Origin of the sequence: Butyricimonas sp. RTP31003st1_G1_RTP31003_210430 (assembly GCF_040920905.1) — a bacterium.
GTDB classification, from domain to species: domain Bacteria; phylum Bacteroidota; class Bacteroidia; order Bacteroidales; family Marinifilaceae; genus Butyricimonas; species Butyricimonas paravirosa.
Genome location: NZ_JBCOSQ010000031.1, coordinates 25,284 through 42,655 on the forward strand (window position 1 = coordinate 25,284; position 17,372 = coordinate 42,655).

A 17,372-nucleotide genomic window follows, 5' to 3' on the forward strand; every position below is an offset into this window, starting at 1 on the left:
GCTACATTGTAATATCGTAGCGCCTTCTCGCGTTCGTCTCTCCCTCTGTGTAAGGGGGAGCTGGTGGGGGTAGATGCTTTTTTCATTCTAAACTCTAAATTTTAAACTATTCCAAGTGCCTGTAATAATACAAATCCTCCGTCACCAGTTCCGGGTGCAGGATTTTGATCAGGTCCCGGAGTACGATGTCCGGGCGTACAACAGCCGATTCCCAGTAATCATTTCCCCCTTCGGGCGTTAAGCGCAAGTTATTATTATAGACCTTGTTTTCTTGGATGGCTTTCGCGTCCTTGAATTTCGGATTCATGATCTTTAACTCGTCGAGAGTCGTTGCCATACCTACATTCAACCACACGTCAGCCTCGCGAATCAACCCGTAGGCTGTTTCCAGTCCGATGGGTTCGGCCCCGTTAGAGGTGTTTTTCTTGTAAATATAATCCCCTCCCGCGTCCGTGATTAATTGTGCCACGTAGCTTTTCGCGGAAGGCATGGCCCAACTGTCATTCCACGGTGTGTTCAGCATGACGGTAGGACGTTTTTCCACGTTTGCCGTTAACTGTTTCATGTTGTTATAACGTTCGGGAATCTCTCTAAATACTTTTGTACCTGCTTCCCGGCTGTCCGTCAATTCGGAAATGGCAACCAGCCATTCGGCCTTGCCCAGCGGAGATTCTTCCAGGTATTCTCCCACGTACATATAAGGAACATTCAATTCTTTTAGTTTGTCCGTCACGGTTGATTGTGCGTCCCCGATGCCGTATAGTAATACAAGATCCGGGGCCAACCCGACAAGAAGTTCATAATTTATTTCCGCCCCCATGTCTTTTATGGTTTCTTTGTGTGCAAGGACATACGGGTTGGAAACATAATTCATTCCGGAAACTCCTACTACCCGATCCACTTGGTTAATGGCATCCAGCATGGCGATGTAAGTGGATGACATACATACAATTCGTTTCGCTCCTGCGGGAATAATCACACCGTCAAAATCTTTCGGTGCCTGCTCCCCGTTCCGAGCCACGAAGTAGGACATTTCAACGCCTTCCGCTCCCTGCCAGGGGTTACGCACGTGAATAATCGTGCTTTCCGTGTTATCAGCTCCCATGATGTCGAATCCCGTGGCGTATTCCGGTGTGTAAACTTCCTTCGTGAAGGCGCTTGTGGACTTTGTTTTCGTCTGACAACCGGATAGCATCAGAAAAACGATAAACGTGAATAATAATAGTACTTGTTTCATATGTAATAGTTTTTATAAAACTTCGAGAGAGATATTTACGCGAGTGGGAAAAAACTGAAACGGTAAATCAAAAACAGAATGACCTTGCCATCTATACCTGATTACCATCTGAATCCCGCAGATGCAAATCTGTCCCGATCATAGCAGGTCTTCTGACTTATCCCTTTTATCGTGCCTTCCCAGCATTCTAACCAGTGGCAAACGTACGATAAACTTTTCCTTTAAAAGGGGGAAATACAGCAACGGGTATTGTTCCGGATTTCCACCGGATTCCCTTTTTCATTCAACACAACACGAAGTGGTGTATGAAACTATGACGGTGCGAAAATAGGTTGTAATTTTTAATTAGGCAATAAATTGTATAGAAGATTTTTATTTCATTGGTATGAACCGCTGTTAGGCGAGGTTTTCAATGATCAATCCCGTTACGGGACAGGACGCCAAGCGAATAATAGTGTTTCACTTCTTGCATATTTGTTACGAGGTCTGCTATATCGATTAATTCCTGGGGTGCATAACGTCCGGTAATTACGATTTCCGTGTGAGGGGAGCGTTGGCGGAGAACATTTAACACTTCTTCCAGGGAAAGCATGGAGTAATACAGGGCAATTGTCAGTTCGTCCAAGATAACCATATCGAATTTACCTTCCATAAGATGTTGGCGACATATTTCCAGCCCTTCGTGAGCTGCTTGTATATCTGCCGGGGTGGGTTCTTTTTCAATGAAGCAGCCTTCTCCGAATTGCTGGATAACAAGGTGGTCGAACAAGGGTTCTATGGCTGTTTCGTTATATTTCATGCTCTTGACGAATTGCCCGATGAAAACACTTTTCCCGGCACATAAAGCCCGGACGGCCAGTCCGAAGGCTGCGGTTGTTTTCCCTTTCCCGTTTCCCGTGTAGATATGGATGTATCCTCTAAGTGTCATATCCTTTTGATTTTAAGTTTTTTGAGGGTAGGAGAGTTGCATGGACATTACACTCCCGCGTACACGCTTGGAGAGAAACGGGTGGTATCTTTATTGCCGAAAAACAAGTAGAGATGCAGGGGTGTCCCTTCCGGTTGTTTCGCTGCCGGGATGTCCACGGTCACTTTGCCGTCGCCCCGGAACGAGTTAAGGCACGTGATCATTTGCGGGGCGCGGGGTAAGGTCCCGTAAAAATATCCCACGTACACTTGATCTGACACGCTCGCTTTCGGGCAGTCAATGTCATTTTCCCAGTTTAGGGTCACGGACCATCCTTCCCTTGTGACACTCGTGATTACCGGTGCGTCCAGTGTGCCTGTCGAGAATCGGAATGTCGGGAAAGCCCATACCCCTTCTCCCGGGCGAAAACATCCCCCGTTTTGAGAATGGAATAAGGAATCGCTTTTATTTATTCCCATCTCCTTGGCCATGAGTTTCCATATCGGCAAATCCCCGATGGCACGACGGTAGATTCTCCACATTTTACGGGCTTCCGTGAAACGGCTGGAGGATTCCTCTTCCCCCTCGGTTCTTGTTTTTTTAGGACTCCGTCGTGATTTACAGGCCCGAACTTTGTTGCCGTGTCGGTAATAGGTTATCCCGTCAATCCGGATAGAGCCTTGTGCCAGAAGAGCTACAGGAATAGATAATGTGTTTTCCATGATAATAATTATTTGATAATCAATCGTGTATTAATTCATGAGCAAAAGTAGATAGAATATTTTTAATACGCAAATAAAACTCTTTTAAAACGCTATTATATATAGCGCTTTAATAGGGATTTAATAGCGTTCTAATAGCGCTTTATATGAAAGTGATCACTTATATCTCATGAATAATACATGTAATAATTGATTTATTTAGCTTGAAAATGTAACTACATTGGTTTATTTATGTATCTTTGCTGGCGAGGAACATAAAAATAACAGGATATGGCGGAATTTGTAAATCCACTTGGAAAGATTCGGGGTAAGTTCGGTAACGTGATCACTTACGGGGGACCAAACGGGAAAAATTATTGCCGGGGAACAAGCATCTCGCGTAAACCGAGTCAGGAACCGCAAAAACGACAGTCCGCGGCTTTCGGGGCGATAACGGAACGGAAAGTATGGATGAGAAATGCCGTCCAGTTGGGATTTCCCGGAGGGAATGGTTACCCGAAAGGTTTTCGGGGATTTACTAGTGCGAACGTGATGGATGCGGTGACCGTGGAGAAAGCAAATCCGGAAAAACCTTTCAATAGCCGTAAGAAGGCAGTCAAGGAATTTAACGGGGTGATCAACTACGAGAAATTACGCATGGCAGCGGGGGCGTTGGTGATCCCAGAAATTCGAACCGAGGTTGATATGGAAAATCGGAGAATCTTTTTCACTCACGAGAAGGAAGAAATCGAGTCCGTTGATTGCTTTCTGGATGATAAGATTTATGCCGTGCTTCTTTGTAAGACAAAATATATTTGTCGTGTCGAGGAGTTGGGACTTCGGGGAGAGACGATAGAAAAAAGCGTGAACTTTTCAGAAAAAATAGCCGGGGGAGGCCTTGTCATTTATGCCTTTGCTAAAAATGCCGACGGGAAGGATGTTTCCGATTCGGTATGCTTGTGGGAGGCTGAATCGTAAATGAGCGATAGGAGATACGAAATATGGTGGAATTTCGTTTTATGAAAACGATAAGTCATAACGGGTTGTGTTATAATCATTCACAGTCATGTTAGGTCTCTATGAATGATAAATTTTGTAAAAATCTAGAATTATAACTTTAAAATCCGAATAATATTTGTTTTTTATATATTTTTGCGACGATTTTGGTGTCACACCCTGTTTCAGGCGTGTGGTGAAAAGGGAATCAGGTGAGAATCCTGAACAGACCCGCTGCTGTAAGCTCCGCCAAAGTCCATGAACACGACTCACATCCACTGTTTCGACACGAAATGGGAAGGGCGTTCAAGGACGGAGCAAGTCAGAAGACCTGCCAAAGTCACGAATCTAAAGCTTTCTGGGACTAGAGCTTGGATGAGGTAATTATATTCACTATTGTTAATGATAGGCGAGTACTGACTGTATCTGTTTTGGATACAGCGGTTTTGTCGTTTTTAGCTACAGCTTGAAACGGAAATAGCAATATTGGAAAATTGTTTAAATATATGATTATGAAAAAAGATGTTCAATTGAAGTTTGCGTTATTGCTGATGCTTTTTGTTGCGAGTTTTGCGGCTTGCGATGATGATGACGAAAAGATCGATGCGGGTAGTCCTGATTTCACGTTCAATTCTGAAACAGGGGAGTATAACGTGAGGATCGGGAAAGAGGTGGCTCTTTGCGCTCGCGTGAAAGATGCTGTGAATCCGGTGTATACCTGGAAACGGGAGGGGAAAATCGTGGCGGACGATACGGTGTATTATTTCAAGGGAGAGATTTTGGGGGAGAGTTTCGTGAATTTTCGCTTGGATGCAGACAATGGTAGCGTGGAAAAACAGGTGAAGGTGACGGTCGTTGATCGTTTAGCCCCGCAAATTAAGCTGGAATCAGCCGCGGTGGCTTATTGCGGGATCAAGAAAGAGTTTGCCGCGGAAACGGAGTACACGGATGAGACAACCACGTTTGAGTGGAGTTATGGAGGGCAGGTCGTGTCGCATGATTCGATCATGTCGTTTGAAGAGGAGGATATAAACGTGTACACTCTTGCCTTGAAGGTGACGAACGCGGATGGAGTTGATGTGAAGAATATCAACGTGTCAGTTATTCCCGAGGAGAAACCACTTTTGTTTTTCGACAACGCTCGCTACGTGTTGCCTTCCATGTTAGACAAGGCGATCACGATGACTTGTCCGATCGGTAAAAATGTGGTGTTGGCTCCTATAAAATTTGCTATTAGTGATCAGGCTGTTTACGAGTGGAAAGTTGACGGGGCGGTACAGAGCGGGCAAACTTCCGTTTGTTTTGATTTTAAGCCTTCCGTGGAGGGGAAAACGTACGAAATCGATGTGACAGCGACAGATAACGGCAAGACGGCTTCCGCAAAAGTTTACGTGGAATGTACCCCGAAAGAGGGAACGTATTTTCGGGATGTGACTCCAAAGAGTAGCTATATTTCCAATTATTGTTATGAATTTATTCCCGCACCCGGGCAATTCATTAATTTCCCGGAAGGTAAGACGGCGGAAGACGCCCGGATGGCTATCCAGTCTTCATTAGATGCCGGAAGAGGAGAAGGGGGGTATCTTGCATCTTTGGGTGCGTGGGGAGGATATTTCATCTTGAAATTTGATCACAGCGTGGAGAATGGTGGTGACGGGGAACCTGATTTTGATATGACGGGTAATCCTTTAGGCAAGTACTGGTGTGAGTGTGGTGTCGTGTGGGTGAGCCAGGATGAGAATGGTGACGGGGTGCCTAATGATACTTGGTACGAGTTGAAAGGTAGCGAGACGGGTAAGCCGGGAATCACGCAACGGTATGCGTTAAAATACTATCGCCCGACGGCAACCAAGCAGGATGTGTTGTCCATAGATAATGACGGGAATCTATCTTTCCTGAGAAGGAACGCTTATCACCCGAACTCGGGTTACTTCCCTTGGTTTATGGAAGAGGAGTATTATATTTTGACGGGAACTTGTCTCGGTAATCAGTTCTTGACGGAAGGAATTGAAACGAACTGGGGATTTGACTGGGGATACGTGGATAATATTAATGATCCTGTGGGATTCCGCATAGACAACGCCATCCAGCAGGATGGGACCCCGGCTAAATTGAAGTATATCGACTTCGTGAAAGTACACACGGCACAGATGGGACAAGGTGCGGCTGTCGGAGAGGTTTCAACGGAATCTTCTGCCGCGATCGATTTGCGTTTAAAAGCGAAAAAATAGTATCTAAAAATTATAGGTTATGAATAAAAATATACTTTGGGGAGTTCTTTTTTTCACCTTGGCTTTTATTGCCGGCTGTGAAGATGATGATGATCCTTTTGTCGGGAGTGATAATTTCATCACGTCTTTTATTTTGCAATCGGGAGAGACGTCTTACGTGGCCTCGTTCCGGGGGGATACCATACTGATGGAGACTCCCGAGAATGTTGCCTTGGGCGAGGTTACCCCGAATATCGTGTGCAGTGAGAATAGTACGATAAAACCGGAACCCTCCGCGATAACCAATTGGGAGGAGCAGATTTATTTCGTGGTAACTTCGCATAGCGGGAAGGAACGGAAATATATTTATATACCGGAAAAGAAGGGAATAGCATTTGAAGGGGTTGTCGTTTTGAACACGCAGGAAGAGGTGGATGCTTTCGGGGCCAAGGGAGTGAGCCATCTTGATGGTTCTTTGGTCATTGGCCGGCAGGGAGGGACGGACACCATTCGTTCTTTGGCCGCTTTAGTTTCTTTGAAGAGTGTGACTAATGACGTGACGATTAATCGTTTGTTTGCGGGATATGAATTGACCGGGCTGGATAATTTGGAAGAGGTTGGTGGAAAATTGTATGTAAATTCTGCGGATAGCCTGTGGGGGGTGACGTTCAACAAGTTGACACGTGTCGGGGGAGATTTGAACATTACCAGTAATGCGGTCAGCGAGATTCTTTGTCCTCGCTTGGAGACCGTGGGGGGAGCCGTGACATTGGCAGCATCTTTTGTAACATTGGATTTCTCTTCTTTGAGGCAAATAAGCGGGGATTTGAATTTGAACGGGAAATCGGGAATGACAGGTATCGTGTTCCAGAGATTGGAACAAGTGGGCGGCACGATTGCGACGGGCATGACTTCTCTCAAGAAACTGGAATTTCCGGTGTTGCGGCACTGTGATAAATTAACCGTGGGTAGGGGAGCTTTATTATTGCTTTATATGCCGCAACTAGAGGAGGTTGCCACGGAATTGTCGATTGCGTCTAATCCCTTGTACGAGGTTTCCTTTCCCGTGTTGACTCATGCCGGGGTTATTACGTTGGATTGTTCTCAGGTAAACCAGTTTAATGCTCCTCTTTTGAAAAACGTGGACGGTAATCTTAGTCTTACGCTTGCCGGGTTGAATCCTGAACAGTTGGGAGAATTGGAGCGTGTCGGGGGAACTTTGGCGTTGAATTTCGTTAGTGAAGACTTTAAATTTCCGGCTAAATTGGAGAATCTGGGAACTTTAGTAATTTCTTCCGGGATCAAAAGATTGGATGTGCGAGGAATTGAGATTGACGAGATTCAATTTAACGGTACCGGTTTGGAGAACACGACCGTAGTCGGGAATGACGTTTTTAACGGGAATTTTAATCTACAAAATCTTGGCGGGTATTTCCCGAAATTAGAGGGCTTTAAAGAAATTAACGCTCTCACGATCGGTTACCTGGGAATGAGTGGCGATGCGGTTGAAATAGCGAGTGTGCGTAAGGTTAACGGGAATTTTTCTTATTGGGCAAATTCAAACGTAACGGGAATATCATTCCCTGATTTGGAAGAAGTTAGCGGAAATTTTGAACTTTATTCCAATATTAAAGAGTTTCATTTCCCAAAATTGAAAACGGTCGGGGGAAGTGCCATGATGTCTATTAATAATTACGATGATGAGACGTTCCCCTTGTTGGAGTCCGTGGGAGGCGATATGACGTTCCAGACCGGTTATGTTAGCTGGAATAATTTTTATGGACCGGACAAGATTCTTTATCCGTCGTTGCGAATCGTGGGTGGGGTGTTGGATATACGTCCTAGGACTCCGGACCCTTGGTCGTCAGATCCTTCGGAGTTGAATAATACATTGACGAATTTGGATTTCCTTTCAGAAGTTGAAAGTATTGGAGGATTCCGGATCGAGAATCACGAGGCTTTGGTTTCTTACGAGGGGTTGAAGAAAGCTATCTCAACTTGTCCCTCGTCGAAATGGGCAGTGGAGAATAATGGATATAACCCGACTTACGAGCAATTGACGAAAGAACAACAATGGACCAAGCCGGAATAATTCATGAATAAAAATAAAGGATATGAAAATAAATAATTTAATATATGTGTTGTTGTTCGCCCTCGTATGTTTTATTACCGGTTGCGAGGATGATGACAGTTTGTTCTCGGGAGATGAGAATTATATTACTTCCTTCCGCTTGATAGAAGGAGAACATGTTTATGCCGGTTGTATCGTTGGTGATTCATTGGTTCTTTCCATTCCTGAAAGTGTGTCGCTTGAAAATGTTGAGGTGGAGTTTACTGCGAGCGAGAATGCCACGTTGAGTCCGGATCCGGCTTCGATTGATGATTGGGGGAAGGAACGGACATTTACGGTGACTTCTTATAATCAGGCTTCACGTTCGTATAAATATATTGTGATTCGGACGCTTGTTGCTCAGGCCGGAGATGTTGTGTTGACGACGCCCGAGGAGATTGAAACGTTTGCCGCTCGCGGTATTAATAAGATCGAGGGGAACTTGGTTATCGGAAAACCGCTTGGAACGGTAAAGGAGGATTCTTTGGTTTCTCTTGCTCCGCTTTCTTCTTTGAAAGAGGTTGCCGGAAGAGTTACAATTAATCCCACTTTTGCAGGAGTTTCACTTGATGGGTTGCAAAACTTGGAAAGTGTGGGTGGTTTTACGATGCTCGCTCGTGCTAGCGAGTACGGGGCTTACGGGCTACGGGATTTGAAAGAGATGGTTTTACCTAACTTGAGGAAGGTTGGTTCTGATCTTGTCATTTCTGCCGATACGCTTTATTCGGTAGATTTGAGAGCATTGGAGAGCGTTGGCGGAAGTTTCACGATTGAAACGCGTGATATCAGGAGCATGGATTTATCCGCTTTACAGGTTATTGCTGGAAAATTCTCTTTCTCCGGGCGTAATGGTAATATGCTTTTTCCCGAACGGTTGGAATTGCCCAAGTTGGGTATGGTCGGGGATAAAGTGGAAATAAATAATCCCATTCGAATGAAGGAGCTTTTGTTTCCCGCTTTGACTTCAGCTGCGGGTATTACTTTGCAACAAACCGGGGTGCTGGAGAAAGTGGATTTCAGTCAGTTGAGAGAGGTGGCGGAGACGTTGACATTGCAATGGACCCATCGGGTGAAAGAATATGACTTGTCACAACTTCAATCGGTAGGAGGCTTCCGGGTATATTATATTGAAGATTTGGAAAAGATTAATTTGCACCAGTTGAGCCGGGTCGGAACAGGAGGATTTACTATTGAGGTGTGTAATAAATTGAATGATTTGGATCTTGCTGCCTTGACAGAGGTGCAGGGAAATTTTGTGTTATCTGCCCCCGCGGATCTGAACGCTTTGAAAGAGGTTGGAGGAAATTTAACCTTTTCGGCGAATACGGAAAATTTTGATGGGTTTAATAGTTTGACTTCGGTAGGGGGAAATTTCGCTTTGAGCGGAACGGCAAAAGAGGTGAATGGTTTCAAAGCTTTGACAACCATCAAGGGGTCAATGACATTGAATAATATGAACAATGTGACATGCGTGAATGGATTTGATGCTCTGAGGTCGATAGGTTCCGGTTTATCCATATCAAACATGGAAAAAGTGGAAGAATTCCCTTTCTTGGCTAATTTGCAGGGAGCGCAGTTCGCACAATGCTCGTTTTCTCGACTTCCGGCATTACAAGGATTGGATATTTCGGTTTTTTCTACTTCTAAATTGACGATTGATAATGTTGGGGCTGATTTTGTTTTGCGGGGGAACTCGGAACTTGATGGAGAAGTTACGTTGAATTCCAGTCGCGGTGTTCGTTTTGACGGCATCGAAAAAGTGCAAACACTTACTGTTACAGGCTTTACACAAAAGGAATCTGCCGTATTTAATTTTACGGGATTGAAACAAGTTGATAAATTGACGGTTAATTTGGGATATGTGACGGAGAATGCTGCAGCCTTGTGTTTCCCTGATTTGGAAGAGGTAACGGGGTTGTTGACTTTGTCGGAAGGTTCTTATGGTAATTTTAAACAAATAGAACCTGTTCAACTTCCGGTTTTGCGAAAGGTTGGGGCATTGACTTATACGGGAGTTATTCCGGTGCTGGAATTACCCGCATTGGAAAGCGTGGAAGGCGAATTCCGTGTTAGCACGAGTTATCAGAATGGTCCGGTTCGGATGTTGGAGGAGATTCGTATGCCTAATTTGAAAAATGTGGGAGGGCTTGTCTTGACGTCGAATGCTTATAGTGCAGATAATTATAACAATCTGATCACTGATCTGAGTTGTTTTAGTGCATTGGAGAGTGCAGGCTATGTTAATATTCAGAAACAGGCCGCTTTAGTCTCTTTCGAGGGCTTGGAAAAAGTAATCAATAAACTTGAAGGAGAGGATTCTTGGACGGTATCTGAGAATGCTTATAATCCGACGTTTGAGCAGGTGAAGGCAGGAGAACTTGTGAAATAAGAATAGTTTAAGTTTTTTTAGAGAGAGGAGTTTGGTATTGTGCCGGACTCCTCTCTTTTGTTTTATCCTGAAGCGAACTTTTCTGCGTGTATATGGCTAGTAAGTGATGTAAAATCAATGTATTATTATTTGTGAATAATTGAATTTTTCGTTTCAAAATCCAAATAGTATTTGTTTTTTATATATTTTCGTAACGATTTTGGTGTCACACCTTGTTTCAGGCGTGTGGTGAAAAGGGAATCAGGTGCGAATCCTGAACAGACCCGCTGCTGTAAGCTCCACTAAAGTCCGTGAACAAGACTCACATCCACTGTTTCGACACGAAATGGGAAGGGCGTTCAAGGACGGGGTAAGTCAGAAGACCTGCCAGTGTCATGTATCTAAAGCTTTCTGGGAGTAGAGTTTGGATGCCTATGTTGTATTTTATCCAACTATTGTTGTAATGGACGAGTGTTGCTATGAGTTAGCAAGCTGGGAGGGGTGTATGTGTGCAATTTCTCGTTGTTGGGAGTGTTTTTCTTGGAGAAAATGGTCGTTTGGTAAACGGTCGTTGGACTCGATAATTATAAATTAAACAGATGATGTTATGAGAAAGGATGTTCTATTGAAATTAGTATTACTGGTGATGCTTTTTATCGGTATGTTCACGGCCTGTGACGACGATGAGAAGGTCAAAGTTGGTAATCCCGATGTCGCTTTCAACACAGAAACGGGGGAGTATAGGGTGAAGATCGGAAAAGAGGTGTTGTTGCAGGCAACGGTGTCGGATGCCATGAATCCCCTGTGTTCTTGGAAATTGAACGGGAAAATAGTTTCTACGGATACCACCTATTTGTTCCGGGGGGAGCAGGTGGGTGATTATTTCGTGAATTTTAAGATTGATGCGGAGAACGGTTCGATTGAAAAACAGGTAAAGGTGTCGGTTCTCGATAAATTACCTCCTGAGGTGACCTTGGATGATGCTGCCGTGGTGATGTCCGGTCGAGATCGGAGTTTTGGGGCCGAAGTGTCGAATCCCGAGGGAGCTACTTATATGTGGGTATTGAATGGTGAGATTGTCTGTCAAGATAGTCTTTTCGTTTTCAACCGGGAGGATGTACGGATGTATGATCTTTCTCTCGTGGTTAAGAACGAGGATGGCGCAACGGCTAAATCCATGACCGTGACGGTTGTGCCGCTGGCTCCCCCAAAATTGATTTTTAATGATGGACGCTATCGTACGGTTTCTGACAACCGGATTACGAATTTCAGTGTACCTTTGGGACGGGAGCTTGTACTCTCTCCTTATCCTATTGACATCACGGAAAAAGCCGTGTATGAATGGCAAGTGGATGGGGTAAAGCAAAGCGAGACGACCTCTTACTTCAAATTTGCTCCCACCGCGCAAGGACGTTACCATATCACCGTGACCGCAACCGAAGGTGGACAAACCGCCTCCACGGAGACTTACGTGGAATGTGTTGATCCGGAGGGTACTCACCGTAATTGGCCGACGGACGGTAGTTCTGCCCGTTTCACGGAAGTCTTTGAGTACATTCCGGCTCCGGGACAATTCGTGAACTTTCCGGTCGGGTCCACGGAAGCCGATGCTTTGGTAAAAGGAAAAACTATTCTTGATCCCTCTACCCCTTATCTCTCGTTGGGAGCTTATGGCGGGTATGTGGTTATTGGTTTTGACCATAGCGTGGAGAACGTGCCGGGTGAATACGATCTGATTTTGGAGGGAAACGCTTTTGCCGGAAGTTCTGAGCCGGGTATTGTTTGGGTGATGCAGGACGAGAATGGAAATGGTTTACCCGATGACACTTGGTACGAGCTGAAAGGAAGTGCCTCCGCGGAAGAAATGTCACGAAAGTACGTGATCACTTATTATCGTCCCACGCAAGAGAGAGGGAACTCTATTTGGTCCGATAATTACGGGAATGCCGGTAGCGTGGATGCTAACGGTTATCACGGGCAGACGTTCTTTTTTCCCATGTTTATCGAGGAAGATTTTATGCATTTCGGAACCCGCTTGGCCTCTAAGGTGGAAATACGGGGTGGATTGTGGTACAACGGAGAATACGATTGGGGATATGTTGATAATTATGGAACGGATAAAAGTTGTTTCAAAATTGATAACGCAATCCAAATTGATGGTTCCCCGGTCAAACTGGAATACATTGATTTCGTGATGATCCAGACCAGTGTTAACCAGAAGGCGGGCGTGTTGGGAGAGTCCTCCACGGAGTTCCTTGACGGGTATGATTATCATTTGAAGAATAAATAATTTAAGGAGAAAACGAAATGAAGAAACAAAATATATTGACCATCTATGCCCTCCTTTTAGCTTGTTTTTTAGGAGTGTGGGGCTGTGACGATGATAATGATCCGTTTACGGGTACGGATAACTACGTGGTGTCTTTTCGGTTGACACAGAACGGGGAGGTTTTGAAAGCCGCTTTGACGGGTGATAGTATTATCCTGCAAGCTCCCGTGGGTGTTTCCCTTGCCGGGGCCTCGGCAGAAGTGATATTGAGCGAGAATGCTCGCATCATGCCTTCCCCTGACTCCATTGCCAACTGGAACGAGGAGGCACTTTTTGAAGTGACTTCGGCAAGTGGGGTAGGGAGAGTGTACCATTATTTTGTAGTCCGGGAAAGTGTTCCCGTGGAGGGCAGCGTGACTTTGGCGACACAGGAGGAAGTTGATGCTTTCGGGGAGAGTGGGGTTACCGAGGTAGGTGGTAATCTGATTATCGGACGCTCCGGTTCCGAGGAGGTGATTACTTCCCTTTTGCCGTTGAATAAATTGGTGCGTGTGGGGCATGACTTGAAAATCACCGAGGCTTACACGGGAATAGATTTGATGGGATTGGAGAATTTGGAAGAGGTTGGTTCTTTGTTGATTACCGCCAAGGGGAATATTGACCAAATTTATCTGCCCGCCTTGAAGAAAGTCGGTCTGGATTTGACCGTGCAGAACAATCTGGCACAGGAATTTGTTTGTCCTTTGTTGGAAGAAGTGGGGCGTAACTTCACGTTGGCGGGTACGGTCAGGAAATTGGATGTCGGTTCGTTGAATACGGTGGATGGTGATATGGCTATTTCCGGTTTTGCGATGGAGCGAGTGAGTTTTCCACGTATTACCCGTGTGGGAGGAACCCTTACCGTGGGGCTTGCTGATTCGTACACGGTTGACTTCCCGGCTCTCGAAAAGTGTAATGCACTTAACGTGAAACCGACGACCGGGAGCGCCGTGTTCTCCGTGATGAATGCCTTGAATATGCCGTTGTTGAAAGAGATTCCCGGAGCCTTGAGTATCGGTAGCTGCAAATTGGTAGAGACTAATTTTCCGGTTTTGGAATCCGTGGGAAGTCTTGCTCTTGACGGATCGGACATACGTGTTATTCGTTTTCCGGCACTGAAAACTATCGTAGGTAATTGTACCTTGAATGAATTACAATACGTTAATAACTTGGACGGATTCGAGGTGTTGGCTACGGTGGGTGGTTCTTTTACCATCACTAATTTGGCCACATTGAAAAACGTGAGGCTCCCGGCTACTTTGGGAGAGTTTTCTGAATTGAAATTGACTAATTTAGAAGGATTGGAGACGTTGGATGTCTCTGCCGTCAAGGCACAAACATTGACTCTCGAAGGTTCTACATTGACGAAAGTGTCGCTTGTTGGGGGAGAGGTCTTCCCCGGAATTTTGAAACTTGTCTGTTCTTCCACCAAGGTGGTGACTCGTTTCCCTCCCGTGTCCGGGATTAAGGAAGTGGGTGGAATCGACTTGTCGGGAGCGAAAACTCTCGCAGAATGTGAGATTACAAGTATCCGCAAGGTGAATGGTGATTTTACCACGGGAACGAGTATGGCTTATTTAAACAGTTGTAAGAAATTTGTCCTGGCGGATTTGGAAGAGGTGACCGGGAATTTCACGCTGTCAAAGATGCCTGCGGTGGAGGAGGTGAATATACCGAAATTGCAGAAAGTCGGGGGTAACGTGGAGATTTTCCCTTTTTCTACTACTTGTACGGTCTTGAATATTCCCGCCTTGGAAAGCGTGGGTGGAAAGATGACCATTTATTCTTGGGCAAGTTACGTTCCTTTCACAGATCTTTCTTTCGGGTCGATCAAGAGTATCGGGAGTACCTTGACGATCATGGTTACCCCTCCTCTACCCATGTACGCTAATAATGACATCACGAATATGGATGGTTTTGCCACTCTGGAAAGCGTGAAGGAGGTGGTGATAAATTTCCAATCGGCTTTGACTTCGTATGCCGGGTTTGAGAAAGCGATCGACACGATCGAGAAGTTTACCACGAGGAGTAATGGTTACACGGTGACTTTGGATGACTTGAAAGCGGGTAAATGGACAAAAGAATAGTTACACTTGAAAAATATAGAATATGCGATTAATAAATATAAAAGCGGCCCTTTTTCTTCTCTGCGGGTTGGTGTTTGCGGTGGGCTGTGACGATGATGACAGCGACTTCAAGGGGAGAGACAATTACATCACTTCATTCTGCTTGGTTAAGGGGGAGACAACCTTGACGGCTTCTATCCTCGATGATTCTTTGAAGATTGTTGTGCCGGAGGATTTTTCGTTCGACGGTATGCGACTGGAGTTCAGCGTGAGCGAGAACGCCACGATCTCTCCCGATCCCTCGACGATCACGGATTGGGACGGGGAACACCGTTTCACGGTGACCTCCTACGCGGGGAAACATGACCGGGAATACGTTTATTCGGTGGAAAAATCTGCTGTTGTCCGGGTGGGTAATGTTACTTTACTCACGCAAGCGGACGTGGATGCCTTCGGGGAGGCTATGATTAGCGAGATTGATGGTAATTTGACGATCGGTCAGACCGATGGGGAAGATGTTATCGAGACGTTGGAGCCCCTGAATCATTTGCGGAAAATCAAGCACAATCTTACGATTAACCCGACGTACGAGAGCGAGGAGATCATCGGCTTGGAGAATCTTGAGGAGGTGAGCGCTATCGTCGTGGATGCGAATACCCCGTTGAAAAAACTTTGCTTGCCAAAGTTGAAACGGATATATTTGGATTTCAAATTTTCCGGAATCGGTCAGTTGGAGGAGATTGATTTCCCGGAATTGGAATCTATTGAAGGGGGAATGGACGTGTCTTCCATGTTCGCATTGATCTCCGTGAAACTGCCTAAATTGCAGAGTGTATCTTCTTTAACGATCAATTATTGCACGTCCTTGGAAAGTATCTCTGTCCCGGTTTTGGAAGAGGTTACGACATTGACGGTCACGAACAACAACGTCCTGCAGGCTATTGATTTCACCTCCTTGCAGACCGTGACCGGGAGATTTACCTTGTCCAAAGGTGTGTTTGAAAATTTAGAAGGGTTTAAATCTCTGGCAACTATCGGTTCAACTCTTGAAATACAAGATCTGAGTAACCTGACGAGCCTCGACGGGTTGGAAGCTTTAACTACCGTGGGCGAGAGTGCTAACTTCCGCAGCATGAGTTCTCTTGCGGATTTATCTGCTCTTGGTTCGCTTACGAAGGTTTCCAGCCTTTATTTCTCGGAAATCCTTGCCGAAGATTACTCTTTCTTGGAGCATTCCCTATCTGTCGGTTCGCTCTCTTTTAGTCAATCAAATGTTTCGGAATTGGATATCCGGGAGATTGACGGCTTGACTTATCTTGAGGTTCGTAATAACAATGTGCCTCTCACCTTGATCGGTGACGAAGCTATCTCCATGCAACGTTTATCTCTTTATGCCCCGAATATTGTTATCAAGGGCATCAAGGAAGTCACGACGACAGATTTCTTTGAATTCTGGATATCCGGTAGTCGTACGGAGACGGTTCAGTTGAATGTGGAAAAAGTGACCGGGAAATTCAGCCTCACGGTTGTGGCTGCCGTGGATGATTTGAATTTACCCAATTTGAAAGAGGTTGACGGGGAGTTCGGTTTTTACATTCAAGGACGCTCCCGGGTAAATCTACCGAAACTGACAAAAATCGGTTCGTTAAATGCCGGACATTGCTGTAACATAGAGTTACTATCACTGCCTGCGTTGGAAACGGTGAAAGGTGATTTCAATATTAGGACGAATGACTCTTATGGAGGTCATTTGGATGGTGTCTATGCACCGGCATTGATGTCTATCGGGGGAAAGTTGACGTTGAACGCATGGACGACGAGAACAGCCTCTTTGGAATACGTCAATTTTCCGGTACTCGTGTCGGCGTCTGCTGTGGAGATTAAGACGAATGTGGGGTTATTCGACTTCTCCGGCTTGAAAAGCGTGATCCCGGTACTGACTTCCGACAAGTGGATCGTGTCGGGTAACGGGTATAATCCCCAATATCAAGATATGGTGGATGGAAACTGGAAAAAGGAGTAGTTTATTTCCGTGAGATGGTAAACGTGCTGGGTCTGCAAGTCAAAATATGTGCTTTGCAGACCTAGTTGTATGTTTATGTAGTAGATTATCAGTATTTTGTTTTGTGAAATAAAGAGTGAAAAATAGTGTCATAAACTTCTACTGTCTTTATATTTTATATATTTTTGCAACGATTTTGGTGTCACACCTCGTTTCGGGCGTGTGGTGAAAAGGGAATCAGGTGTGAATCCTGAACAGACCCGCTGCTGTAAGCTCCGCCAAAGTCCGTGAACAAGACTCACATCCACTGTTTCGACACGAAATGGGAAGGGCGTTCAAGGACGGAGCAAGTCAGAAGACCTGCCAAGATCATGAGTTCGTAACTCTCTGGGACTAGAGTTCGCGAGGTGCAAGAAAAATAAATCTTTCTTGAATTAATGATTGGGTCCAAGGTGATTGCAAATGAA

At 45.3% G+C, this 17,372-nt stretch carries 10 protein-coding genes and 4 riboswitches; of the genes, 7 read left to right on the top strand and 3 right to left on the bottom strand.

Features of this window, described 5'->3' with window-relative positions; translation table 11 throughout:
* Positions 1 to 106 precede the first annotated feature (106 nt).
* The 3 genes from AB5542_RS11150 to AB5542_RS11160 form a co-directional block, all read right to left on the bottom strand.
* Positions 107 to 1,195, bottom strand: a complete 1,089-nt coding sequence (locus AB5542_RS11150) for an ABC transporter substrate-binding protein (RefSeq protein WP_279038445.1) — start codon at positions 1,193 to 1,195, stop codon at positions 107 to 109.
* Between the two features lie 166 nt (positions 1,196 to 1,361).
* Positions 1,362 to 1,568, bottom strand: a riboswitch (cobalamin riboswitch).
* A gap of 78 nt (positions 1,569 to 1,646) precedes the next feature.
* Positions 1,647 to 2,165 carry a cob(I)yrinic acid a,c-diamide adenosyltransferase gene (gene cobO, locus AB5542_RS11155; protein WP_279038340.1) on the bottom strand — a complete coding sequence of 173 codons (519 nt, stop codon included), beginning with the start codon at positions 2,163 to 2,165 and terminating at the stop codon, positions 1,647 to 1,649.
* A gap of 47 nt (positions 2,166 to 2,212) precedes the next feature.
* Positions 2,213 to 2,866 carry a hypothetical protein gene (locus AB5542_RS11160; RefSeq protein ID WP_229782390.1) on the bottom strand — a complete coding sequence of 218 codons (654 nt, stop codon included), beginning with the start codon at positions 2,864 to 2,866 and terminating at the stop codon, positions 2,213 to 2,215.
* A 270-nt stretch (positions 2,867 to 3,136) separates the two neighbouring features.
* On the opposite strand from AB5542_RS11160, the gene AB5542_RS11165 reads away from it, so the two are divergent.
* The 7 genes from AB5542_RS11165 (at position 3,137) to AB5542_RS11195 (ending at position 16,926) form a co-directional block, all read left to right on the top strand.
* Positions 3,137 to 3,823: a hypothetical protein gene (locus AB5542_RS11165; RefSeq protein ID WP_279038338.1), complete on the top strand. Its 687-nt coding sequence runs from the start codon at positions 3,137 to 3,139 to the stop codon at positions 3,821 to 3,823.
* A 169-nt stretch (positions 3,824 to 3,992) separates the two neighbouring features.
* Positions 3,993 to 4,195: riboswitch (cobalamin riboswitch) on the top strand.
* A gap of 158 nt (positions 4,196 to 4,353) precedes the next feature.
* Positions 4,354 to 6,072, top strand: a complete 1,719-nt coding sequence (locus tag AB5542_RS11170; RefSeq protein ID WP_279038336.1) for a PKD-like domain-containing protein — start codon at positions 4,354 to 4,356, stop codon at positions 6,070 to 6,072.
* A gap of 19 nt (positions 6,073 to 6,091) precedes the next feature.
* On the top strand, positions 6,092 to 8,143 hold the full coding sequence (locus AB5542_RS11175; protein WP_279038334.1) for a hypothetical protein: 2,052 nt from the start codon (positions 6,092 to 6,094) through the stop codon (positions 8,141 to 8,143).
* A 22-nt stretch (positions 8,144 to 8,165) separates the two neighbouring features.
* Positions 8,166 to 10,550: a hypothetical protein gene (locus AB5542_RS11180; protein WP_279038332.1), complete on the top strand. Its 2,385-nt coding sequence runs from the start codon at positions 8,166 to 8,168 to the stop codon at positions 10,548 to 10,550.
* Between the two features lie 183 nt (positions 10,551 to 10,733).
* Positions 10,734 to 10,936: riboswitch (cobalamin riboswitch) on the top strand.
* Positions 10,937 to 11,136: 200 nt separating this feature from the next.
* Positions 11,137 to 12,819, top strand: coding sequence for a PKD-like domain-containing protein (locus tag AB5542_RS11185; protein ID WP_368243060.1), 1,683 nt, complete (start codon positions 11,137 to 11,139; stop codon positions 12,817 to 12,819).
* A gap of 17 nt (positions 12,820 to 12,836) precedes the next feature.
* Complete coding sequence (locus AB5542_RS11190; RefSeq protein ID WP_279038330.1) at positions 12,837 to 14,924, top strand: hypothetical protein; 2,088 nt, start codon at positions 12,837 to 12,839, stop codon at positions 14,922 to 14,924.
* Positions 14,925 to 14,946: 22 nt separating this feature from the next.
* Positions 14,947 to 16,926, top strand: a complete 1,980-nt coding sequence (locus AB5542_RS11195; protein WP_279038329.1) for a leucine-rich repeat protein — start codon at positions 14,947 to 14,949, stop codon at positions 16,924 to 16,926.
* A 159-nt stretch (positions 16,927 to 17,085) separates the two neighbouring features.
* Positions 17,086 to 17,288: riboswitch (cobalamin riboswitch) on the top strand.
* The last annotated feature ends 84 nt before the right edge of the window (positions 17,289 to 17,372 follow it).

Bases quoted from the DNA above. Each gene is read 5' to 3' on its own strand.
- AB5542_RS11170 (WP_279038336.1), top strand. From the start codon at position 4,354: ATGAAAAAAGATGTTCAATTGAAGTTTGCGTTATTGCTGATGCTTTTT.
- AB5542_RS11195 (WP_279038329.1), top strand. From the start codon at position 14,947: ATGCGATTAATAAATATAAAAGCGGCCCTTTTTCTTCTCTGCGGGTTG.
- AB5542_RS11150 (WP_279038445.1), bottom strand. From the start codon at position 1,195: ATGCTATCCGGTTGTCAGACGAAAACAAAGTCCACAAGCGCCTTCACG.
- AB5542_RS11165 (WP_279038338.1), top strand. From the start codon at position 3,137: ATGGCGGAATTTGTAAATCCACTTGGAAAGATTCGGGGTAAGTTCGGT.
- AB5542_RS11185 (WP_368243060.1), top strand. From the start codon at position 11,137: ATGAGAAAGGATGTTCTATTGAAATTAGTATTACTGGTGATGCTTTTT.
- AB5542_RS11190 (WP_279038330.1), top strand. From the start codon at position 12,837: ATGAAGAAACAAAATATATTGACCATCTATGCCCTCCTTTTAGCTTGT.
- AB5542_RS11180 (WP_279038332.1), top strand. From the start codon at position 8,166: ATGAAAATAAATAATTTAATATATGTGTTGTTGTTCGCCCTCGTATGT.
- AB5542_RS11175 (WP_279038334.1), top strand. From the start codon at position 6,092: ATGAATAAAAATATACTTTGGGGAGTTCTTTTTTTCACCTTGGCTTTT.
- cobO (WP_279038340.1), bottom strand. From the start codon at position 2,165: ATGACACTTAGAGGATACATCCATATCTACACGGGAAACGGGAAAGGG.
- AB5542_RS11160 (WP_229782390.1), bottom strand. From the start codon at position 2,866: ATGGAAAACACATTATCTATTCCTGTAGCTCTTCTGGCACAAGGCTCT.